This window comes from Streptomyces monticola (assembly GCF_042665355.1).
Lineage (GTDB): Bacteria > Actinomycetota > Actinomycetes > Streptomycetales > Streptomycetaceae > Streptomyces > Streptomyces monticola.
This window is the reverse complement of the sequence record NZ_JBHTCF010000033.1, coordinates 14365-35666: the sequence shown is the minus strand read 5'-3', so window position 1 is coordinate 35666 and position 21302 is coordinate 14365. Positions and strand designations below refer to the sequence as shown.

16 protein-coding genes are annotated in these 21302 nt (G+C 72.5%); 3 read left to right on the top strand and 13 right to left on the bottom strand.

What is annotated here, in order from left to right; translation table 11 throughout:
- Positions 1-92: 92 nt before the first annotated feature.
- Entirely contained in the window at positions 93-1286 is a 1194-nt protein-coding gene (locus ACFQVC_RS40195; RefSeq protein ID WP_381840910.1) for a 4-hydroxybenzoate 3-monooxygenase, read from the top strand.
- Positions 1287-1430: 144 nt separating this feature from the next.
- On the opposite strand, the gene ACFQVC_RS40190 is transcribed toward ACFQVC_RS40195, so the two are convergent.
- Positions 1431-2780, bottom strand: a complete 1350-nt coding sequence (locus tag ACFQVC_RS40190) for an MFS transporter (protein ID WP_381840907.1) — start codon at positions 2778-2780, stop codon at positions 1431-1433.
- A gap of 231 nt (positions 2781-3011) precedes the next feature.
- Between ACFQVC_RS40190 and ACFQVC_RS40185 the strand changes: the two genes are divergently transcribed.
- Positions 3012-3788, top strand: coding sequence for a GNAT family N-acetyltransferase (locus tag ACFQVC_RS40185; RefSeq protein WP_381840904.1), 777 nt, complete (start codon positions 3012-3014; stop codon positions 3786-3788).
- A gap of 14 nt (positions 3789-3802) precedes the next feature.
- Here ACFQVC_RS40185 and ACFQVC_RS40180 read toward each other — a convergent pair whose 3' ends face one another.
- Entirely contained in the window at positions 3803-4279 is a 477-nt protein-coding gene (locus tag ACFQVC_RS40180; protein ID WP_381840901.1) for a MarR family winged helix-turn-helix transcriptional regulator, read from the bottom strand.
- A gap of 144 nt (positions 4280-4423) precedes the next feature.
- Here ACFQVC_RS40180 and ACFQVC_RS40175 point away from each other — a divergent pair, with 144 nt between their 5' ends.
- Positions 4424-5563, top strand: coding sequence for an ABC-2 transporter permease (locus tag ACFQVC_RS40175; protein WP_381840898.1), 1140 nt, complete (start codon positions 4424-4426; stop codon positions 5561-5563).
- A gap of 113 nt (positions 5564-5676) precedes the next feature.
- Here ACFQVC_RS40175 and ACFQVC_RS40170 read toward each other — a convergent pair whose 3' ends face one another.
- The 11 genes from ACFQVC_RS40170 to ACFQVC_RS40120 form a co-directional block, all read right to left on the bottom strand.
- A complete protein-coding gene (locus ACFQVC_RS40170) occupies positions 5677-6096 on the bottom strand; it encodes a PTS-dependent dihydroxyacetone kinase phosphotransferase subunit DhaM (protein ID WP_381840895.1) in 420 nt (139 codons plus the stop codon).
- Positions 6093-6698: a dihydroxyacetone kinase subunit DhaL gene (dhaL, locus tag ACFQVC_RS40165; protein ID WP_381840983.1), complete on the bottom strand. Its 606-nt coding sequence runs from the start codon at positions 6696-6698 to the stop codon at positions 6093-6095. The genes ACFQVC_RS40170 and dhaL overlap by 4 nt, the downstream gene beginning before the upstream one ends.
- Before the next feature lie 44 nt (positions 6699-6742).
- Positions 6743-7735 carry a dihydroxyacetone kinase subunit DhaK gene (gene dhaK / locus ACFQVC_RS40160; protein ID WP_381840892.1) on the bottom strand — a complete coding sequence of 331 codons (993 nt, stop codon included), beginning with the start codon at positions 7733-7735 and terminating at the stop codon, positions 6743-6745.
- 722 nt (positions 7736-8457) lie between these two features.
- A complete protein-coding gene (locus ACFQVC_RS40155; protein ID WP_381840889.1) occupies positions 8458-8721 on the bottom strand; it encodes a hypothetical protein in 264 nt (87 codons plus the stop codon).
- A 134-nt stretch (positions 8722-8855) separates the two neighbouring features.
- Positions 8856-9782 carry a peptidoglycan-binding protein gene (locus tag ACFQVC_RS40150; RefSeq protein WP_381840886.1) on the bottom strand — a complete coding sequence of 309 codons (927 nt, stop codon included), beginning with the start codon at positions 9780-9782 and terminating at the stop codon, positions 8856-8858.
- On the bottom strand, positions 9782-11335 hold the full coding sequence (locus ACFQVC_RS40145; protein WP_381840883.1) for a DUF6519 domain-containing protein: 1554 nt from the start codon (positions 11333-11335) through the stop codon (positions 9782-9784). The genes ACFQVC_RS40150 and ACFQVC_RS40145 overlap by 1 nt, the downstream gene beginning before the upstream one ends.
- 119 nt (positions 11336-11454) lie before the next feature.
- The gene (locus ACFQVC_RS40140; RefSeq protein ID WP_381840880.1) at positions 11455-13596 is read right to left on the bottom strand and encodes a hypothetical protein; all 2142 of its coding nucleotides are present in this window, start codon (positions 13594-13596) and stop codon (positions 11455-11457) included.
- Positions 13596-17381: a putative baseplate assembly protein gene (locus ACFQVC_RS40135; protein WP_381840877.1), complete on the bottom strand. Its 3786-nt coding sequence runs from the start codon at positions 17379-17381 to the stop codon at positions 13596-13598. Before ACFQVC_RS40135 ends, ACFQVC_RS40140 begins: the two co-directional genes overlap by 1 nt.
- Positions 17378-20554: a putative baseplate assembly protein gene (locus ACFQVC_RS40130; protein ID WP_381840874.1), complete on the bottom strand. Its 3177-nt coding sequence runs from the start codon at positions 20552-20554 to the stop codon at positions 17378-17380. Before ACFQVC_RS40130 ends, ACFQVC_RS40135 begins: the two co-directional genes overlap by 4 nt.
- Positions 20551-20937: a GPW/gp25 family protein gene (locus ACFQVC_RS40125; RefSeq protein WP_381840871.1), complete on the bottom strand. Its 387-nt coding sequence runs from the start codon at positions 20935-20937 to the stop codon at positions 20551-20553. The genes ACFQVC_RS40130 and ACFQVC_RS40125 overlap by 4 nt, the downstream gene beginning before the upstream one ends.
- Positions 20934-21287, bottom strand: a complete 354-nt coding sequence (locus ACFQVC_RS40120) for a hypothetical protein (protein WP_381840868.1) — start codon at positions 21285-21287, stop codon at positions 20934-20936. The genes ACFQVC_RS40125 and ACFQVC_RS40120 overlap by 4 nt, the downstream gene beginning before the upstream one ends.
- Positions 21288-21302 lie beyond the last annotated feature (15 nt).

The following is a 21302-nucleotide window of genomic DNA, read 5'->3' as shown; positions in this document are numbered from 1 at the left end:
CACACTCAGGGCGCTAAAAAAATGAACGAGAGTTCACTTGGCGAACAACGAGCAGCCTAACACCCAGGCGCCGCTCCCGAGGAGGTCCACTGATGCCGCCCGAGCAGACCACTGTCGCCATCGTCGGGGCGGGGCCCGCTGGCCTCCTGCTCGCCCGGCTCCTGCACAACGCGGGTGTCGACTGTGTCGTCCTGGAGAGCCGCGACCGCGCCTACGTCGAGCGGCGCCAGCGCGCCGGGATCCTCGAACAAGCCACGGTGGACGCGCTCAGGGCGGCCGGGGCGGGGGAGCGCCTGGACCGTGAGGGCATCCCGCACGACGGCATCGAGCTGCGCTTCGGCGGCCGCTCCCACCGCGTCGACTTCCCCTCCCTCGCCGGCGGCCGGCGGGTGATGGTGTACGCGCAGACCGAGGTCGTCAAAGATCTGATCGCCCTCCAACTCGCCGACGGCGGGCCGCTGTTGTTCGATACGGAGGTGCGCGAGGTCACCGGCGCCGACACGGAGCGGCCGGTCGTGCGTTACGTCCACGAGGGCCGTGAGCGCAGCCTCAGCTGTTCGTACGTCGTCGGCTGCGACGGCTTCCACGGCGTGGTGAAGCAGGCGATACCGGAGGCGGTGCGCAGCACGTACGAGCGCGTCTACCCGTACTCCTGGCTCGGTGCGCTCGCCGAAGCTCCGCCCGTCTACGACGAGTTGATCTACGCCCACTCCTCGCGCGGCTTCGCCCTGGCCAGCATGCGCTCGCCCACGGTGAGCCGTCTCTACCTCCAGGTCCCGAACGGCACCGACCCCGCCGAATGGCCCGACGAGCGGATCTGGGACGAGCTGGACGCCCGCTTCGCACTCGACGCCGAACCCGGCTGGAAGCTGGAACGCGGCCCCGTCACCGCCAAGTCCGTGCTCCCGATGCGCAGTCATGTCACCGAGCCGATGCGCCACGGCCGGGTGCTGCTCGCGGGCGACGCCGCCCACATCGTGCCGCCGACCGGGGCCAAGGGCCTCAACCTGGCCGCCGCCGATGTGATCGTGCTCGCCCGCGCGCTCGCCGAGTGGCACAGCACCGGCTCGACGGAGCGCCTGGACGCGTACTCGGACACCTGCCTGCGCCGGGTGTGGCGGGCCGAGCACTTCTCGTACTTCATGACGACGACCCTGCACGCGGACCCGGCCCAGTCCGCGTTCGACACCCGCCTCCAACTGGCCCAGCTGGAACGAGTGGCGACCTCCCCGCACGCGGCGGCCGAACTCGCCGAGAACTACACGGGGTTGCCCATCCGCTCCTGAGGCGCGGCGATGGCGCCGCGGTTGGCGTGTGGGGTTCGTCGTGCCCCAAAGGGGCGCGGGGCTGTGTCGATATGCGGCTCCGCCGCGGGGCGCGACCAGCCACGACGCACCCGCAGATGCCATACCGGCCTCCCCGCGGAGCGCTCAGACGGCGTTGTCCATCCGCGCCTGAGGACCGCGGGCGGTGCCGCGGGTTCCGATGCGGGAGGCGAGCGGTACGAGGGCGATGGCCACCGCACCGATGACGCCCGCCAGGGCGAACGCGGTGAAGCCCAGGCTCTCGTTGCCGGCCGTCATGACGGCGCCGCCGAGCCACGGCCCGAGCACGGCGCCGGTGCGGCCGACGCCCGTGACCCAGCCGAGGCCCGCGGCCCGCTCGGCGCTGCCGTAGACGGAGTTGGTGGCGGCGTAGACCATCACCTGGGCGCTGAACAGCCAGATGCCGGTGAGGGCGACGACGGCGTAGGTGACGCCGAGCGGCAGATGCGACTTGAGCAGCAGCGCGCCCGCGGCCGTGAGCACGAACCAGATCGCCGCGACCTTCACGGCCCCGAACCGGTCGGCGGTGCGGCCCGCGATCAGCATGCCCACGATGCCGCCCGCGTTGATGACGAGCAGGAAGCTCACCGAGGACGTCAGTCCGTAGCCGGAGGCCCGCATCAGCTGCGGCAGCCAGGTCGAGACGCCGTACACGAGCAGCAGTCCGCAGAACGAGGCCAGCCACAGCAACGGCGTGGCCCAGCGCGTGCCGGGACGGAAGAGGGCGAGCACCGCGTCGAAGCGGCCCTTCGCACCGGCCGCCGGGGCTTCGACGGGCGTGGGGCGCGGCAGTCCGAAGCGGTCGGAGACCGCGGCGGCGCGCTCGCCCTGGCCACGGGCGAACAGCACACCCGGCGATTCAGGAAGGAACTTGAGCAGCAGCGGCACCGCTATCAGGGCGGGAAGGACGCCCGCCCAGAACACCCAGCGCCAGCCCGCCGAAGGCGCCACGGTCAGGCCGAGCGCCGTGGCCGTCATGCCGCCCGCGTGGTACGAGGTCATCAGGAGCCCGGTGGTGAGGGCGACACGGCGCGGCGGGGCGAACTCCATCACCATGGCCAGACACAGCGGCATCAGGCCGCCGAGCCCGAGCCCGGCCAGGAACCGCCCGCCGCCGAACAGGGCGGGCGAGCCGGCCGCGGCGCACAGGGCGCTGCCCGCCGAGAACAGCACCACGCTGGTCACGAGCAGCGGACGGCGCCCCAGCCAGTCGGTGAGATTGCCGGCGGCCAGCGCCCCGATCAGCATGCCGAACGTGGTCCAGCTGCCGATGGTGCCGGCCGTCGCGGGGGTCAGGCCGAGCCCCGGGTCGTCGAGCATGTGCGGCATGACGGCGCCGTAGATGTTCACGTCCATGCCGTCGAAGAACACCGCGAGCCAGCACAGGCCGAGCACGGGGAAGACGGTGCGGAAGGTGTGGGGGCGCGGAGCCTGCGGTGGAGCGGTGGAGGTCATGTCAGTCCCTGGGGGAGCGCGGGGTGTTCGCGTGGTGAACTGCACTTCACTGAATTGGGCGGCATGAGTGTCGGGGTGGCCCGTGCGGGTGTCAATGCGTCTGACGAGGTGGGTGCGCGTACCCGGGTCCGTATGTGTCCGTGCCCGTGCCCGTACGGGTGCGGCCCCGTGCGTGTCCCCGTGCCCGTACCACCGGGAATAGCCGGGCCAAGATCGGCCTTGGAATGCGATATGACCGCCGCACAGCCCTCGCACGCCCCGCACACCTCGGTCCCGGACGCCCCGCACCCCCTGGACAACCCGGCCCTCGCCTCCCTCGCGGGCCCGCACGCCCACTTCGCCGAGCGCCGCGGGCGCGTCCTGCGCTACCCCGTCGACGTCTCGCCCTGGCTGGCCCTGCCCGACGACCCGGACGCCCGGGACTGGGCCGATGTCGCCGCGCTCGCCGGCCCCGGCACGGAGCTCGCGCTCGCCGCGAGCGAGGCGGTGGCGCCCGACGGCTGGGAGAGCACCTTCCACGTCGAGGGCGTCCAGCTCGTCGACGACGGGATACGGGCGGCCCACGACCCGGAGGCCGTACGACTCGGGCCCGACGACGTCCCGGAGATGCTCGATCTGGTGGCCCGTACGCGGCCGGGACCGTTCCTGCCCCGCACCGTCGAGATGGGGACGTATCTGGGTATCCGGCGCGGCGGGGCGCTCGTGGCCATGGCGGGGGAGCGGCTGCGTCCGCCGGGGTACACCGAGATCAGCGCCGTCTGCACTGACCCGGACTTCCGCGGACAGGGGCTCGGCGGCCGGCTCGTCCTCGCGGTCTCGGCCGGCATCCGCGAACGCGGCGAGATCCCCATCCTGCACACGGGAGCACAGAACACCGGCGCCATCCGCCTCTACGAGAACCTGGGCTTCCGGCTGCGCAAGTACACGGCGTTCGTGGGTCTGCGGGTGCCGGAGTGGATGACCGGTGAACCGGGTCAGCCGTCGGCGCCGGTGCCCGTCTCCTCGTAGACCGTCGCAGTCTCTTAGGCCGTCGCCGTCTCGTTGGGCGCCGCTGCCTCGTAGGCCGTCGCCGTCTCGTTGTAGCGCAGCAGATACTCCGCGAAGCGCTTCAGGTCCGCTTCGTCCCAGTCGGCCAGGCGCTCGCCGAAGGCCTGACGGCGGCTGTCGGCGGCCTGCGCCAGGACCTCGGCGCCGCGCGGGGTGAGGTGCAGGACCTGAATGCGGTGGTCGTCGGGGTCGGTGCGCCGCTCGACGTAGCCGAGCCGCTCCAGGCCCGCGACCTGCCGGCTGACCGTCGACTTGTCGAGCAGGTAGTGCGCCGCGAGGTCCGTGGCGCGGCAGCCGCCCCGGTCCTCCAGGTGCGCCAGGAGCGTGAAGGCGACCAGGGACAGCTCGGGATGGGTGCGGGCGGCGGTGGCCCTGGCCCGGCGGGCGAAGGCGGTCATCTCGCGCTGGATGACGGCGACCGATGCGTCCCGGCCGGCTCTGCTGTCGCTCATTGGCTGTGTCCCTGCTTGATTGGCTCCCGCGCTGAATTGGTTGTACAGTACAACGTAAGCCAAGAGTTGTAAAACACAACCATCCCGTGTCGAGCGCCGGACGCGCGCCGGACGGGCACCGAGAGAGAGCGAAGCGAGCCAGTCATGAGCGTGAGCGGAACATCCAGTCAGACGGGGGCACGGCTGTGGGGGCCGACGCCGCCCGGCGCGCTGCGGCACGTCCTGACCCATCTGCTCACCCCGCTGCTGATGTGCATCGGCATGGGCCTCGCCTACCTCGGCGCCTTCGCCACCCCCGAGCCGCACCACATGCCCGTCGCCGTCGTCGGTTCGGGCCCCGAGGCCAAGGTGCTCGCCCAGACCCTGCACGACAAGGCGGGTGACGGCCTCGACGTACGCACCCTGAGCAGCCGCGACGCCGCCGTCGACCAGCTGAAGTCGCGGGCCGTCAGCGGCGCCTACGTCATGGACGCCAAGCACCCCGAACTGCTCGTCGCCACCGCCGGTTCCGACACCAGCGCCTCCGCCGTGCAGAAGGTCTTCACCGCCGTCTCCGACCACCAGGGCACCCCGCTGAAAGTCACCGACACCGTGCCCTCCAGCTCCGACGACCCCACCGGACAGGGCATCTTCTTCCTCCTGGTGGCGCTCAGCATCGGCTCGTACGCCTCGGTCGCGGCCCTCGGCGCCGCCGGCGCGGGCCTTTCGCTGCGGCTGCGCGGACTCCTCGTGGCCGGGACGTCCCTCGCGGTCAGCCTGATCGGTGCCGCCTTCGCAGGCCCCGTCTTCCACCTCGTGCACCAGAATCTGTGGGGCGTATGGGCGCTGTCCTGGCTGTACTCGGCGGGCATCCTCCTCATCGGCACCGGCCTGCACACCTTCCTCAAGCGCTGGACCACGCTCGGCGTGATGGTGCTGTTCGTGATGCTCAACTTCACCAGCTCGGGCGGGATCTTCCGGCCCGAGCTGCAGAACGGCTTCTTCGGCTCACTGCATGCCTTCTGGAACGGTGCGGGCTTCGTCGAGGGCGTCCGTGGCCTCGTCTACTTCGGCGGCCACGACCTGGCCCGCAACGTATGGACGCTGGTCGCCTGGCTCGGTGCGGGCCTGGTGATCCTCGGCGCCGCGGCGATCGCCGAGCGGAAGCGGCGCGTGGCGGCCCGCCTCGAGAAGGCCGCGCCTGTACGTGAGCAGGAGTCCACGCCTGTACGTGAGCAGCAGGCCGCGCAGGCCGCGCAGGCCGCGGAGGCCGAGGAGGAGATGGAGGAGGCCGTGGCCGTCTGAGTCGCCGGTCGTCCCCTCCCCGACGTGCGTGGGGCCCGGTCGCCGTCCGGCAACCGGGCCCCACGCACGTCTCCTGTGTCTCTGGCTTGTCTCCTGTCTCCTGTCTCCCTCGCTCACTCCTTGCGGTAGGAGTACGCCTCCTTGGCCGCCGCTTCCACCGCGTCGAGGTCACCGCCGGCCGAGGCCGTGACCAGGGCCGCGACCGCGCCCTCCACGAACGGGGCGTCCACCAGGCGGGCGCCGTCGGGCAGTTCGTCGCCCACGGCGAGCAGCGCCTTCACGGTGAGCACCGCACTGCCCAGGTCCACCAGTACGGCGACGCCCGCGCCCCGGTCGGCCTTGCGGGCGGCCGCGCCGATCAGCTCGGAGCTGGTGCCGAGACCGCCGTCCTCCGTGCCGCCCGCGGGCGCGACCGGGGCCGTGGCGCCACCGCCCGCGAGACCCGTCGCGAGTTCCGCGACCGAAGCGGCGACGGCCGCGCTGTGCGAGACGAGTACGAGGCCCACCTGCGGGGCGCCTTCCGGCCCGCTCATACGGCGGCCTCCGCGGTCTGAGCGAGCGCGGCGACGAGCAGCGCCGACGACGTGGCGCCCGGGTCCTGATGCCCGATGCTGCGCTCGCCCAGATAACTGGCCCTGCCCTTGCGGGCCTGCAGCGGCGTGGTCGCCTCCGCGCCCTTGCCTGCGGCTTCGCGGGCCGCGTCGAAGGAGGTGCCGAGCGCGTCGACGGCGGGGACGAGGGCGTCCAGCATCGTCTTGTCGCCCGGCGCGGCGCCACCCAGCTTGGCGACCGCGTCCACACCCGCGCGCAACGCGTCGGCCAGCTGTTCACGGGTCACTTCGGGCGCGTCGCCGAGTGCCTTGCCCGTGGTGCGCAGGAGCGTCCCGTACAGCGGGCCCGACGCACCGCCCACCTTCGAGATCAACTGCCGTCCCGCCAGGGTCAGTACGGCACCCGGAGTGGCGGTGTCCCCCTCGGCGAGCGCGTCGGTCACGGCGGCGAAGCCGCGGCGCAGATTGCTGCCGTGGTCGGCGTCGCCGATCGCCGAGTCCAGTTCGGTCAGCCGGTCCGCCTCGCGGTCCACGGCCGTGGCGGCCGCGGCCAGCCAGCGGCGGAAGAAGTCGGCGTCGAGCACAAGTCCTCCAGATTTCAGGGTCGTCCGGTCCGTGGGCGCGGTGCTCACATGCCCCAGCGCAGGGCGGGCGTACGCACCGGAGCGTCCCACAGGCGAAGCAGCTCCTCGTCGATCTGACACAGCGTCACCGAGGCGCCCGCCATGTCGAGCGAGGTGACGTAGTTGCCGACCAGTACGCGGGCTACGGCGACATCGCGCTCGGTCAGCGCACGCTGTACCTCTGCGTGGAAGCCGTACAGTTCAAGGAGCGGGGTCCCGCCCATGCCGTTGACGAGCAGCAGCACCGGGTTGCGCGGTCGCAGGTCGTCGAGAATCGCGTCCACCGCGACGTCGGCGATCTCCCTCGACGTCATCATGGGGCGCCGCTCGCGCCCCGGCTCACCGTGGATGCCGATGCCCAACTCCAGCTCGCCCGGCGGCAGATCGAACGTGGGACTGCCCTTGGCGGGCGTCGAGCAGGCGCTCAGGGCGACTCCGAAGCTGCGGGAGTTCTCGTTCACCTGCCGCGCGATGGCCTCGACCCGCTCCAGCGGCGCACCCTCATCGGCGGCGGCGCCCGCCAGCTTCTCCACGAACAGGGTCGCGCCGGTGCCGCGGCGGCCCGCAGTGAAGGTGCTGTCCGTGACCGCCACGTCATCGTTGACCAGGACCTTGGCGACCTGGATGCCCTCGTCCTCGGCGAGTTCGGCGGCCATGTCGAAGTTGAGCACGTCACCGGTGTAGTTCTTGACGACGAACAGCACACCCTTGCCGCTGTCCACGGCGGCGGCCGCCCGCACCATCTGGTCCGGCACGGGTGAGGTGAAGACCTCACCCGGGCAGGCCGCCGAGAGCATGCCGGGCCCCACGAACCCCCCGTGCAACGGCTCATGCCCGGAGCCGCCACCGGAGACGAGCCCCACCTTGTCGGCGACGGGTGCGTCTCTGCGCACGATCACGCGGTTGTCGGCGTCGACGGTCAACTCCGGGTGGGCGGCGGCCATTCCGCGCAGGGCGTCGGTGACCACGGACTCCGGCACGTTGATCAGCATCTTCACGGGTACCTCCTGGTGACGCTGGCGGTTGCTGCGTTGACCTGTGTCTTGCCTGGTCGGATTGGTCGTATCCAGTTATAGATCTTGGCGAAGGTGCGGGCGGGCGGCGTGGGTGGCGCGGCTGGTCGTGGGCCAGGATCAGTATCGGCGGGCGTCAGCGCCGCGCACATGCCGCGACATGAACTCATGGTGATCAGGAAGCCGAGCGCGCCCCGGGCCCCGGCGTCACGACTCGCTTTCGGGTTCCCCGGCGGCACTCGGACTGGACCAGAAGGGGTGGGGGGCAAGCGGTTGAGCTGGCGGGCGGCCGGGGCGCCGGAGACGACTGCAGGTTTCAGGCGACGCCGCCCCCACGGGAATGCCGCGCCTGCGGTAGGGCGACAGCGGGCGTCTCATGTCGACGACTCGGGCTCTCGTCCTGGCGGTCGCGCAATGAGTCGGCGCACGTTCCGGCCGACGCCTCTGTCTGAACCCGACGTCTGACGGGGCCGGCTGGGAGCTGGGCAGACGCCCGGCAAGCTCGAGTGGCTCCTCATCGAGCCCTTGGGCCTGTTGTGAAAAGTGCTGGTCGCAGCCACTCGTTGAGGGCTGCGACCAGCACAGTCGCGTCATGGCGGACGGCGAGCCTGTCGTACCTCGTTGCCACCACTGCGCGGTGGCGCTTGAGGCGAGTGATCCCGCACTCGACCGCATGCCTTGCGCGGTAGTCGGCTATCGCAACAGGCCTAAGTGTTGCCGCCTCGGTTGAGCCAGGCCCGGACGGATCCGCCGTCGTAGACGACGACGTAGTCGGCCTTGCCGTCACCGCTGATGTCGCGGAACGTCGACTTGGCGCCGGGATAGCCGGTCTCCTTGACGAAGTACCGGTGTTCCTTGAATCCGCCGTTGCCGCGGCCGCCCCGGTTGAGGCAGTTCCCGCCGCAGGGCGACGGCAGCCGTGGACCGACCGTCCCGGGACCGGCGGGACGGTCGGCGAAATCCCCCGTCACTTAGGCGACTTGGGATCCTTCAGCCGGATGGCCTGGGCTCCTTCAGCCGGATGGCCTGGGATCCTTCAGCCGGATGGCCTGGGCTCCGTCAGCCCGATGGCCTGGGCTCCTTCAGTCAGATGGACTGAGCTCCTTCAGCCCGATGACTTGGGCACCTTCAGCAGATCCCAGCTGACCTTGCCGGGGATGCCGTCGGCGTCCTTGCCCTTGAAGCCGAGGTCCAGTTGGTAGGCCTTGTACGACTGGCGGTCCGCGTCGGTCCACTCGGGGCTCGGGCCGTGCCTGTAGTGGCTGTGGCCCAGCTTCACCAGGCGCCGGCCCATGGCGGTGATCATGGGGTGGTTCTGGCCGACATGGAAGAAGCCGGCGCCGGGGAACTCCTCGAACTCCGGCTCGGGCCGGGGCTTGGGCCTGGGCTTCGGCTCGGGGGAGTCGTCGCCCGAGCCGCCCGAGCCGCCGGAGTCCGGCTTGCCGTCGAGACGGGCCGCGATACGGCGCCGCATGCCGTCCATCGTGAAGCCCCGCGGGTCGACCTTGCCCGGCTGCCACTCCTTGTGGCCGATCACCGAGCGCTCGGTCCAGCCGTGGGCACGGCAGATCGCGGCGGAGACCTTCTCGATGGCCTCCTTCTGCGCCTCGGGCCACTCGTCGCTGCCGTTGCCTTTGTTGATGCACTCGAAGCCGTAGAAGTGCCGGTTGCCGTCGGTGTCGGCCTCGTTGTCCGGCGGGAGCTTCGTCTCGTTGACGACGGCGCGCAGCACCTCGCGGTCGCCCAGGCCCGCGTGGTTGGCGCGCCCGTTGCCGACCAGATGGACATGGCCCTTCTTGTCGATGACGCCGTGGCACAGCGGTCCCGGCAGGCTCGAGTAGCCGTCGTAGCACAGGGCCACGGACGAGTCGGTGCCCGCGGACGCCGTGTGATGGATCATCACGCCGTTCATCGGGCCCCATGCGCCCTTCGTATTGCGGTTGTGGCGGCGCCAGTTGCGCACCTCGTGGACCGTCAGGCCCTCGGCGCGCAGGATCTCGACCAGCTTCGACGCGGACAGCGGCTTGGCCATCAGCGGTCCTCCTCGTCCACGGCGGCCTCCGCTTCCGCGGTGGTCTGCGACCGGGAGGCGGACGGCGCGGCGTTCTCGCTCTCGGCCGCCTGCTCCTCGGCGCGGGCCTGCTCCTCGGCGGCCAGGGCGGCGTCGTCGGCCGCCGGTATGCGGTTCGCGAGCCGCGAGAAGCCGAGCCGCAGGTCGACGGCCGCGTTCTCGGCCTTGACCAGGGCGAGCGGTGCGTAGTGGTACACGATGCCCGCCGGGTCGCAGAGCAGCGGCCGGCGTGCGGCGTCGGTGGGCCACTCCACGTCACCGGTCGCGGTGCGCGCGGGAATGGTCCAGTAGTCGCCCGTGCGGTACGTGGCCTCCTTGGCGAAGTACACCTCCACGCCGTCCTCCAGCGGGATCCACGCGCCCTCCTCCACGCGGACCGCGCCGTTGCGCAGGGCCGCCTTGCGGCCGCGGCGCTTCGGTCCTTCGTGGTGGTCCCAGCGGCGCAGGAACGGCTGCAGTTCGGGGCGGCGCCCCACGCGCGGATCGGGCTCCGCGGAAAGCCGCACGCGGCGGCCCGGCAGGTCGAGTTCCTCGACCCGGAGGAGCGGCAGAGCCTCCAGGCGGGAGGTGTAGGCGGTGTCGGTGAACTCCACCCGGTCGCCGACGTCAAGGTCCAGCTTGTCGTCCTGGCCGAGCGAGCCCAACTGCACCCAGGTGCCGTCGAGTTCATCGACCGGGAAGACCACCGAGCCGTTCTCGCGCGACCACTTGAAGGTGGCCTCGCCCGCGTCGCCGCCGTCGTGGATCTCCACCCGGTACAGCTGGTTCTCGGGGCCGCGGTAGCGGGCGTCAGGGGTGACCAGGCACGGGTCCTCGTCGGCGTGGTCGGGGCGCCGGCTGCGGGCGCCGAGGCTCGCGGTGGAGGCCTGGTCGACGGCCCACTTGTCGAAGGCGGCGCGTACCCGCTCCGCGTCCAGGTCCTCGATGCCGAGGTCGGCGAACGGCAGCGGCAGGACCTGCCAGACGACTTTGGCCCTGGCCGCCGTGTCCGGCATCGCCGAGCCGAGGGCGACCTCGCGCAGGGCCGGGTCCTCGGCGGCGGTGACGGCCCGCTCCCACACCTTGAGGTAGACCACGAACGGGAAGTCGGTGGGCAGCCGGTCGGCGGGGTTCTCCTGGTCCCGGTAGGCGTCGGGCTGGTTCCAGTACGTCCAGACCGAGGGCCGGGTGCCGGGCGCGTCGTCGCCCGGCTCCTCGTCCTCGTCCGGCACCGGCACGCCCTGCCACGGCATGTCCGCGTCGCACAGGATGCCGTGCACGTAGTAGCGGCCGCCGTGGATGTCCAGGTCATCGATGTCGCGGCCGCGCCCGACGTGTTCGATCTTGAAGCCGGCGGCGTCGCGCGGTCCGCCGTACGGGCCGATGAGGTCGGCGGCGAGCGTACGGGCCTGGTGGAGCTGGATGGCGGCCTGCTCGTTGGCGTCGGCGTCGAGCTGGACACGGCCCTGCTGGGCGATGACCGCGGAGTAGTGCCGCTCCGGGCGGAAGGTGGAGCGGGAGAGATCAGCGTGCATGAAGGGGGTCCCCCTGGTTCAGGAAAGTGCGGTTCAGCGAGTCGGTGGGGCGCGCCGCCCGGTGCGGCGGCGCTGCGGGCGGCGGTGGCGCTGCGCGGGGCGGCGGCGCTGCGCGGGGCTCAGGTCACGAAGAAGATCCCGGCGTCCGTCCCGGCCGGTACGTACTCCGCGAGCCGGGCCCGCAGGCTGTCCTCGCGCTGCGGCCGGTACAGCTCGTGGAAGGCGCCGAGCTCGGCCCCGTCCTCGGCGCCGCGCCTGATCTCCTCGGCGCAGCGGTCCGCCAACTGCCCGTACCAGGGCGTGCCATAGCGCTCGGAGACGAACAGCGGACGCACCCGGGCGGCCTCGCCGGGACCGGCCAGATCCGGCTGGCAGCGGTGCCGGCGCGGGGTGCGCGAGCCCGGCGGCACATAGCTGAAGCGCACACAGCCGATGCCGCGCCGTGCCACGTGCAGGCGCCCCGTGAAGACCGAGTTCTCGGCGATCTCCACGGCGTGCGTATGCACTTCGCCGATCACCGTCGTGCGGTGCGCGTGCAGCACGGCGTGCGCATGCCGGCAGTCGGGCGCCGACAGGGCCTCGCGGTCGCTGCCGGTGGAGTCCAGGACGCTGTCCCGGATGTGGATGTCGATCGGCTCCTCGGACACCTCGTCGCCGATCACCTCGATCGTGCCGAGGACGGAGTCCTCGATCTGCACGCACGCCGTGGTGCGCTCCAGGACGATGCTGGGCTCCTCGGGCGAGTGCGGATCGCACTCCGGCTCGAGGGACCATCCCGGTACGAGCGTCGAATGGCGTACGACGACGGCGCCCATCGGGCCCGTCACGTTGATGCCGCGGCCCGCCACAAGGAGTCCGTCGAGCACGATCCGCGGCCGTTCGGCGGGCGGGCAGTCCTCGGACACAGCACGGATGTTGAGCGCGTCGGGCCGGTTGCTGTACCAGTCCAGGAGCCGGATCACCGGCCGTGCGCCTTCCGCGGCCCGCAGTTCGAGACGGTCGCCGGGGTCCAGGTCGAAGTCCAGCTGCTCCTGGTAGGCGCCGCTGTGGGTGATCTCGATGATGCCCTCGGGCCCGCACCGGCCGGCCCGCCGCTCGTGCTGCCAGGCCCGGTAGGCGTCCATGATCTGGCGGTAGGTCTCCCCGGGGCCGACGCGGTAGAACGTGGCGTCGGGCCGCTCCTCGCGCACCCGCGGATACTCGCCGCCGCCCATGTCCGCGCCGAACGCGTAGTGGTAGTCCACCCACACGCCCTGCCGGGGCGCCGAGCGCGAGCCGAACGCGATCCGCCCGAGCTCCGGATCGACCGCGATCTGCCCGCGCTTGGGCCGGTAGCGCCAGTCCGACAGATCGGCGACCACGATGTCCGACGGCGGCACCGGGCGGTCCTCGCCGTCGCGCCGGATCACAAAGCTCTTGCCGGGGCCGTAGTAGTCGGCGAGCCGGTCGTGCAGCTGGCGGCGGCGGATGAACGCCGGGACGTTGTCGATGGTCGCCACATGGGTCGGCGACGGCTCCGGCACCGGCTTGGTGACCAGCGGGCTGTCATTGCCGAGGATCGAGAACGTGTACAGGTTGCGGGCCCGGTCGATGCAGTACGCGGGCGACGACGTCAGCGAGTACGCCTTGAGCCGCCATACGAACAGGGCCACGCCCGCCGGGCCCCAACCGCCCTGCCTGCGACGGGAGTCGGCGCGGCGCACATCGACCGTGCGGGCCGCGGCGCCGAAGGGCCCGCCCGCCAGGTCGAGGGCCGATCCGTCCCGCAGATCGGCGAGCCGGCCCCGCTGGGTGCGGTGCCCGGCCCCGTCGGCCTGGAGCTTCACCGGCTGCTGGTGCGCGACCTGCCGGGACAGCTCCACCGCCCGGGCCGGCCATGCGGCCACCTGGTCCGACAGCTCCTCAAGGAGGTGCAGGGTGCCCTTGCGGCGCCGGCTGGCGACCGTCGCCGCCACGTCGCGGCGCGGCGCCAGGGCCTGGGCGAGCGCGGCCGGGCTGCTGCCGCGCAGACCGGTCGTCAGGACCCGCTCGTAGCCCGGCAGCGGCCGGTAGCCCACCAGATCACCGAGATACGGCAGCACCCAGGGCGCCGCGGTCTCCACGAACAGATCCTCGTAGCCCTGCTCGACGCCGTCGCGCACCCGGTCGAGCTGCTCGGCCATGACGGCGAGCAGGGCCCGCAGCGGTTCGCCTTCCGCGCCGTCCCGCAGCCGGTGCCACTGCGGAAGGAGCTCCGCGAGCCCGTCCGGTTCCCTGGACATCACTTGACCTCCGTGAGGATGAGGGTGTCGGCGGCCCGCGCCGAGAACATCGCCAGCTGAGCCGGCCGGACTCCGCGGAACACGAACACCGAACGGCCCTTCTCCAGGCGCCGGGTGTCGGTGATGTCCGGGTTGAGGCGCAGCAGTTCGGCGAGCGGCACGCCGTAGCGGGCACAGACCTCCGAGAGCGTCTCGCCGTTCTCCTCGCGCACCGTGTGCACCCGCTCGTCGTACGTCGCCGTCCGCGCCGGGACCACGGCCTTCGGCGCGCCGGGCGAGCCGACGATCTCGACGAGTTCCCCGGGTGTCGCGGACGCCGGGACCCCGGTGAACACATCGACGTCCACATAGTCGACGCCGGGCACCGAGTGCGCCGTGGCGGGGACTTCGGACAGGGCGGCGGGCCGCCCCAACTCGCGTCCCTCGAAGCCGAGTCGGCGCAGCAGCGCGTGGCGCAGGCGCGGCTCGACGAACTCCCAGGCGTGGTCGGGCGCCACCTTCACGCGCGCCGCGAGCAGCAGCAGGACGAGCTCGCGCACATCGACCCGTACCGCGAGGCCGGTGTCCCCGTACTCGGTCAGTGAGGAGCGCAGGGCGCGCAGCACGTCCGAGCCGGGGGCCATCGGCACGTCGTCGGTGCCCGCGACCGTCACGTGCAGCACCCGGCGCCGGCCGTCGAACAGCTCGCGCGCCGAGGCCCGTCCGATGCCGGCCCGGGAGCGGGCGAAGTCCTCGTAGTCGGCGGTCGACACGAGCCGGTCGAGGGCCGCCACCGCAAGCGGGACGGTGCGACGGGTCAGGGCGGGCCCGTCCGCGTCCGAACCGCCCGTCGCGGCAAGGGGGTTGGTGACCGAGGTGACACCGAGCGGACGTGTCACGGCTTGCGTGATGCGTCCCGCCGCGACGTTGGCGGCCTTGCCGGTGCCGAAGCGGTAGCGGGCCCGCACGTTCTCGTGCCCGCTGGGCAGCCGGGCGCCGTGCACCCCGTCGCCGAAGGTGACCGTCGTGCGGCCGTCCGCCGTCGCCCCGGTGATGTACACGCGCTCGCGCGGGCCGCGGCCCGCGAGGCTGTCGACCTCGTGCCACAGGAGACCGTCGACGCGTATCTCCAACGCCGGTGTCGCGCCCAGCGGGTTGTCGGCGGCGGTCCAGGTCAGCGGGGACTGCCACAGGGCGAACGTCTGGTTCGTACGGTCCGAGTCACCGCTGCCGATCGGCTCGTCCCGGCCCTCGCCGTGGGTGGCCTCCACCACGTTGCCGAGGACCTTCACCGTGTCGCGGCGGTAGCGGTACGCCAGGTCGGTGGTCAGGGTCAGCAGGGTGTGCGGATGGCCGCCGGGCGGCAGCAGATCGACGACCGGGCGGGCTTCGTCGATCACCACCACCTCGGTGGCCTCGACGCCCGCCGTGCCGGGGATGTCGGTGCGCTCACCGCTGACGATGAGGGTGCGGCCCGGCTGCAACCCCTCGTACAGCTCGGCCAGTTCGAGCTCGTTCCCGTGCACGTCCTCGCCCAGCGGCTCGTCCGCCATCCGCAGCGGCTCGCCCGCCGCGTGCACCGTGGTGTCCCTGATGTGGGAGAGGAGTACGTCGAACTCGTCGAGCCACGGGTCGGCCAGGACGAGTTCGGTGCCGCGTCCGGTGATCCCGTAGTTGGTGTACGCGGCCGTGCGCACCGCCTTGACCTGGGTGGTGACGAACGACAGCTTCGGGTCGCCGGGGATGCCGTTCTCCTTCTGGTCCCGGCCCTTGCGGGGCCGCTGGATCGCCACCCAGCTGCCCACCGTGATCCGGTCGTGCACCGTGTCCAGCTGCAGCACGCTGCGGTTGAGCTGCTCCGGCTTCGTCGCGATGACGATCTCCACGTGCGCGGGGGCGCCGCCCACGGTGTACTTGACGGCCACCTCGAACTCGCCGTGTGTGAACTGCTCCGACTGGCCGGGCCGCAGGTTCTTCGTCCGGGGCGTGCCGTTGTGCACGATCACCTCGACGACGCCGTCCTCGTCCGGACGGGACACGAACAGACCGCGCTCGGGCAGACCCGCGAGCAGCCGTGCCGTGACGCCCGGCTCCTGCGAGTCCGTGGGGCGCCGGCCGAGCCAGCTCAAATCCCGGCTCTGGCCCGCCCGCGCAGAGAGCACCACCCGGCCGGGGCCGAGCGGGAACTCCACCGACTGCGCGCCGATCAGGTTCTCCGAGCGCTGATCGGAGCTGCCGCCCTCGACGTACTGGAACTCGGCCTTCTCCGGGACCTTGCCGGAGCTGTCGAAGACGACCCGCATCGAGGTCAGGACGGCGCCGGTCAGCGGCCAGTCCGCGGTACGGATGACCCTTCCGCGGTCGTCCTGCACCGGCTTGAGCGGGGCCGTCGCGCCGAAGGGTGCCGCTGTGACGCCCATCTTGAGGATGGCGCGCAGGAGGTTCGGGGTGCCGCCGGGGGCTTTCGCCCTGCGCCAGGCCGAGGTCAGGGCGGCGCCCTGGTCGGGGTGGAGGGCGGCGAGCAGCCCCGCGAGGTTCGCGCCCGGCGCGCTGGTGCCCGTTCCGCCCTGTGCCGGGGCCTGCGCCTTTCCGCTCAGCGCGGACAGGAGCCGGCCCAGGGAGTGGAGTGCCGCCTCCTGCGACGAGCCGGTCACGCGTGGGCGCTGTGCCGTGGCGGCCTTGGGTTCCTCCGGCTGTGCGGGCGCCAACTCCAGGGCCCGCTCGGCCAGTTCGGCCAGGACTGCCTCCAGCTGCTCGAACCACGCCGCGACGTCCTCGTACGGCTCCGCCAGGACCTGGGCCTCGCCGAGGCGGGCGACGGGTCCGGCGAGGCGGGCCGCCAGACGTTCCGGGGTCCTGACGGCGGGCAGGTCCTCGCGCAGGGGAGCCAGGACCTGGGTGTCGAAGTCCTCGATGAGACGGCTGATCGGCCGCGGATTGGGGACCTCGGGGGTGGGCGACCCGTCGTCGGGCTCACCCGGCGCCTCGGGCAGGGCCGTCCAGCGCAGCGTCTCGTCGACCAGTTCCTTCAGGGTCGGCGGGGCGGAGCGCGGCAGAGAGATCGCGGTCACGTCGTCGTCGCGGTCGATGCGCACGCGGGCCACCGGAAGCAGCTTGCGCTCACCGCCCGCGGCCTCACCGAAGACGAACAGCAGCTGGTCACCGGTCTGCAGGGAGGTGGCGGTGCCCTCGACGCTCAGCTCCGAGCGCCGCTCCAGGTCCGCGGGGGTGAGCAGGGTGGGCCTGCGGCGGCGCACCTTCAGCTCGTTCCAGTCCCAGCGGGCCGTCAGATCCCTGCCGGTCTCGAAGGTCTGCGCGTCCTCGTCGGCGGACGCCGGCACGCTGTGGCTGCGCGCGCCGCGCGGCACGAGCACCGGCAGCGTCTCCGCGCGCGGGTCGCGGTCCAGGCGGTACGCGAGATGCGTCGAGGCGGCCACGCCCGGCCGCGGCCGGTGGCCCACGAGACGGCCGAGGAGGACCAGGGAGCGGTGTTCGTTGGCGGTCCGCAGATACGCCTCGTCGGCGATCCGCTCCGAGTGGAACGTCAGCAGGTCACCGAGGACGGCGGTGGCGTCGAGCAGACCGACCGCCGGGTCGTCGGGCGTGCGCACGGTCAGCCCCGCGAGGGCCGGATGGGCGGGCGAGGCGAGCCGGTCGAGCTGCGCGGCGAGGAACGAACCGTACGCGCCGACGCGGTAGTCGAGGGCCGTGCGGCCCGGCGGGTTGTGCGGCGCGACGGGCGCCAGGCGCTCGTCGTGGCCGCCGCCGGCCGCGCACGCGCCGCCGCAGGTGCAGTCGTCGCTCATCGGGCACCCCCAAGGGATATCTCAAGGAGGCCGTTCTCCGGCCGGTCCGGGTCGTTGTCGCACGTGGCGATCTCCAGCGGGCCGAGCCGCAGCACGCCGTCCTCCCTCTCTCCTCGGTCCTCGTGGAACAGCCTCTGCAGCCGCGTGACCTGGACGCTCTCGACTCCGGGCACCGCGGCCGCGACGGCGACCAGACGGCTGAGCCGCACCGGCTCTCCGAAGGTCAGCGCGTCCGGGTGGAAGAAGCCGAGCCGTCCGCCGGGCAGCCGGCCGCGGCCCAGGACGCGGTACAGCTCGGCCAGGATCTGCCCGTGCTGATGGCCCGGCAGCGCGCAGACGCTCAGGGCGATGTCGACCGGCACCAGCCGGGCCGGGGCCACCACCAGGTCGTGGCCGATGCGGCGGTACGCCTCCAAGGAGTGCGCCACCGCGTCCAGGAGCTGCTGTGACGGGGTGCCCGTGCCGTACGCGTCGACGGCGACATGGGCCTCCTGGACACTGCCCGTCCAGCGGATCTCGGCGGCCGCACGCTGCACCCCTGGCAGCTCGGACGCGAGCGCCGCGTAGTCGTCGGCGGTCACCGCCCGCAGCCGGGAGCGGCGCAGATCGAGCGGCGCCAACTGCCGTACCTGCTCGATGGGTTCGGGTTCGCTGCCACCGGTCGCGGGCAGCGGGTTGCGCACCCCGGCGACGGGCAGCGGCGCCCCGCTCTCCTCGTCCTCGGGGGAGCGGCAGACGATCAGGTGGTTGATGGCCTCGGCGCCGACGTTGCCGCCGGTGCCGCCGCCGAGCCGGTAGTACAGCTCCAGACGCGCACCCGGAGTGGGCCGTGCCCCGTGCAGACCGTCGCCGAAGCGCAGCGCGAGCCGCCCGTCGTCCTCCAGCTCACCCACGAAGTGCCGCTCCCGCGGCCCGCTTTCGAGCAGATCGCGGCGCGGCTCCCACACGAGTCCGCCGTGCTCGCCGTGCTCACCGTCCTGCCCGGGTACGCCCTCGTGCAGGCGTACGGCGGGCAGGGCGCGGCGCGGATCCTGGTCCTGCGCGGCGCTCGCCGCACCGCGCAGCACCGGCTCGTCCGGGTGCAGGCCCGCCGCGTACCCGGGACCCCAGCTGTGCGCGATCTCCCAGGCGATATGCCCGTCGAGGACCGTGCCCGCCCGCGCCCGTGCCGTGAGCACCTCGATCCGTCGCCGCTTCGGGGCGAGCAACGCGTCGCTGCGGTGCAGGAGTTCACGCAGCGCGCGCACCGGGTGGGCGTGCAGCTCCAGCTGTTCGAGGACCTTCAGGCCGAAGACGACGGTCAGTTCGGCGATCTCCTCCTCGCCGAGGCCGTCGCGGTCGCGGGCGCTGCGCCACAGCTCCACCAGGCGCTGCTCCACCCGCTGCGGGATGACCGCGAGCCGGTCCGCCTGCCCGGCCGCGACCAGCGCGGGGTCGGGGAACGGCACGGCCTGTGCGACGGGGGAGCGGCCGAGCCGGGGCCGGAAGCGGGGTTCGATCCCCGGGTACACGGACTGCGCGAGCAGCGTCCGCAGCGCGGCGGCCTGGGCGTACGCCGTGCCGGGCAGCACCTTCTCCTGCCGCTGCCCGGCGAGTTCGATGCCGAGCCCGGCCCGCGTGGTCTCCGCCTCGCCCACCACGTCGAACAGCTCACGGATATCGGCGGCGGTCAGTCGCGTACCGCTGTCCGCCCTGTCTGTCAGGGAGTTGATGAGCCGGCCGGGCGCGTTGCCCTCGTCGCGGTCCGCGCAGCCGAACGCGGGCGGTGCGCAAGAGCCCGCCACTGCGGGCGCGTTCGGCACCCGCACCGTCTCGGGCAGCCCTTCGCCGCACCAGTTCAGGGAGCGGCCGTGGTCGACGAGGACGACATTGCCGCGCGCCAGCGTCACATCCTCGACCGGTTCGCAGGCCCGGCCTGCGGGCGTGGTGAGCTGCAGCGGGAAGCGCAGCGCGTCCCCCGCGGCCCAGGTGACCTCCAGGACCGGCTGGTCCTCGATCCGGTCGACGCCCGGCGTCACGGAGGTCAGGCGGACGGCCTGCCGGTGTACGGGGTCGGCGTCGCCCGGGGTGCCGGTGCGCGGCCCCTTCACCTCTTCGAGGATCAGCACGTCGCCGGGATGCAGATCGAGTTGACGCTCCTCGCAGGTCTCCCGGTCGCGCCACTCGTCGCGCAGGGTCGCCGCCGTGGCGCCCTTCGGCAGGGCGCAGATCTCGCCGCCCCAGGTCCACAGGCGGATGGCGTTGTGCGCGGCGCGCAGGCGCAGCGGCTCATCGGCGGCGACCGGTTCGAAGACCTCCACCTTGCCGCGCTCGTCGAGCTCCACGAGGTCGCCGTCGTCGATGACCGTGCCCGGTTCCGGCCGGTCGTGCGGATCGAGGCTGCGCACGTCGACGGACGCGAAGCGGAAGCTTCCCGGCAGCAGGGTGTGCTCGCCGGCGGTCTCCACCGTGACGTAGGCCCGGGCGTTGCAGCCGTCGTGCATCGCGTAGTCGATGAGCCGCACATGGCGGCGTACCGACACCCGGCGGCGCGCGGTGTCCAGATACGCCTCGGTCGCCACGGCGTCCTGCTGATAGCTGATCTGGTCACCGGTGTACGCGAGCAGCTCGACCAGCGTCATGCCCAGGTCGGCCGGGTTGCGCTCCACCCAGTCCGGGGTGGTCAGGGCGAGCCGGTCCAGGAGCAGCTTGCGGATGGTCTCGTAGTCGCGTGCGGTGTAGTCGACCACCGGGGCGGCCGGGAACTCCGGTGCGTCGCGCGGCTCGTCCTTGCAGTCGAAGGGTGTCGGGCAGTCGGGCCTGAAGGCGAAACCGGCGCTGTGATAGCGCTGGTCGAAGCCGCGGAACGGCACATCGCCGGGCCGCCCGTAGGGATCGGCCTCCACGAGCGAGAGCCGGTAGCGGGAGGTGTCGCCCGCCTTGTCGAGGGTGACGTAGAGCCGGTCGTCGAGCTCCGGATCGTCCTCCCGCTCCACGCTCACATCCACCGCGGTGATCCCGGTGATCCGCCGGCCGCCGTCGATCCGTACGTTCTCCGGGCACAGGCCGTGCGGTGCCTTGCCGAGGAACGTGACGGTCAGGGTGAGCCCGTCGTCGCTCACCTCGACCGCGTCCACGCCGTTGAGGCGGGCCGCTCTGACCTTGGCCCGCCGGGGGCTGATCGCGTTCGTCACGCCGCGGCCCTCCCTTCGAATACGTCCTCGCGTACGGCGCCGGTGGCACGTACCGCATACCTCAGCTGCACCCGTACGACGTTCTCCTCGCTGTTCACGTCCAGGGCCTCCACCTCGATCAGATCGCCGAGCCAGCGCTGCAGGGAGGCCTGCACGGACAGCTCGAGCGTGCTGGTCAACTCGGGGCTGCTGGGCGCGAAGACCAGGTCGAGGAGACCGCAGCCGAAGTCGGGGCGCATCACGCGCTCACCCGGGCTGGTGAACAGGACCTGCTCGATCAGGTCGCGTATGTGCTCGTCGCGGTCCGCGTGCGCGCTGCGGCCCCGCCGGTCGATCCGGAAGGGAAACGCGAGATCGCTGCGGAGCCGACTGCGGGTGCTCACTGGAGGGTCACCTTTCGCTGCGTGGGCCTGACGACGGGCGGGCCCTGCGGCAGGAACGCCGCACTGAGGCACTCGCCCGCCGAGCTGTCGAGCAGCACCGGCACCCCGCCGGCCGTGACGCCGCCGCCGTGCGCGGTCCACCGGACCGAGACACACGGCGTCGGCACCCCGTCGACGGTGTGCGGGCAGCCGGTGACGACATAGCCGTGTGCGGCCGTGGCCACGGGTGCACCGTCGACAAGCAGCGCGCCGGTCGATGTGTTCGGGGCGCTGACGCGCCCGCCGTGCGGGCAGCTGATCACGGCGTCGGCGCCGAGCAGGCCGCCTGCTGCCCCTGATATCCCGGACAATGTCCTGTTCCCCCG

Bases quoted from the DNA above. Each gene is read 5' to 3' on its own strand.
- ACFQVC_RS40150 (WP_381840886.1), bottom strand. From the start codon at position 9,782: ATGGCCAAGCCGCTGTCCGCGTCGAAGCTGGTCGAGATCCTGCGCGCC.
- ACFQVC_RS40190 (WP_381840907.1), bottom strand. From the start codon at position 2,780: ATGACCTCCACCGCTCCACCGCAGGCTCCGCGCCCCCACACCTTCCGC.
- ACFQVC_RS40185 (WP_381840904.1), top strand. From the start codon at position 3,012: ATGACCGCCGCACAGCCCTCGCACGCCCCGCACACCTCGGTCCCGGAC.
- ACFQVC_RS40180 (WP_381840901.1), bottom strand. From the start codon at position 4,279: ATGAGCGACAGCAGAGCCGGCCGGGACGCATCGGTCGCCGTCATCCAG.
- ACFQVC_RS40175 (WP_381840898.1), top strand. From the start codon at position 4,424: ATGAGCGTGAGCGGAACATCCAGTCAGACGGGGGCACGGCTGTGGGGG.
- ACFQVC_RS40170 (WP_381840895.1), bottom strand. From the start codon at position 6,096: ATGAGCGGGCCGGAAGGCGCCCCGCAGGTGGGCCTCGTACTCGTCTCG.
- ACFQVC_RS40135 (WP_381840877.1), bottom strand. From the start codon at position 17,381: ATGAGCGACGACTGCACCTGCGGCGGCGCGTGCGCGGCCGGCGGCGGC.
- ACFQVC_RS40195 (WP_381840910.1), top strand. From the start codon at position 93: ATGCCGCCCGAGCAGACCACTGTCGCCATCGTCGGGGCGGGGCCCGCT.
- ACFQVC_RS40140 (WP_381840880.1), bottom strand. From the start codon at position 13,596: ATGTCCAGGGAACCGGACGGGCTCGCGGAGCTCCTTCCGCAGTGGCAC.
- ACFQVC_RS40145 (WP_381840883.1), bottom strand. From the start codon at position 11,335: ATGCACGCTGATCTCTCCCGCTCCACCTTCCGCCCGGAGCGGCACTAC.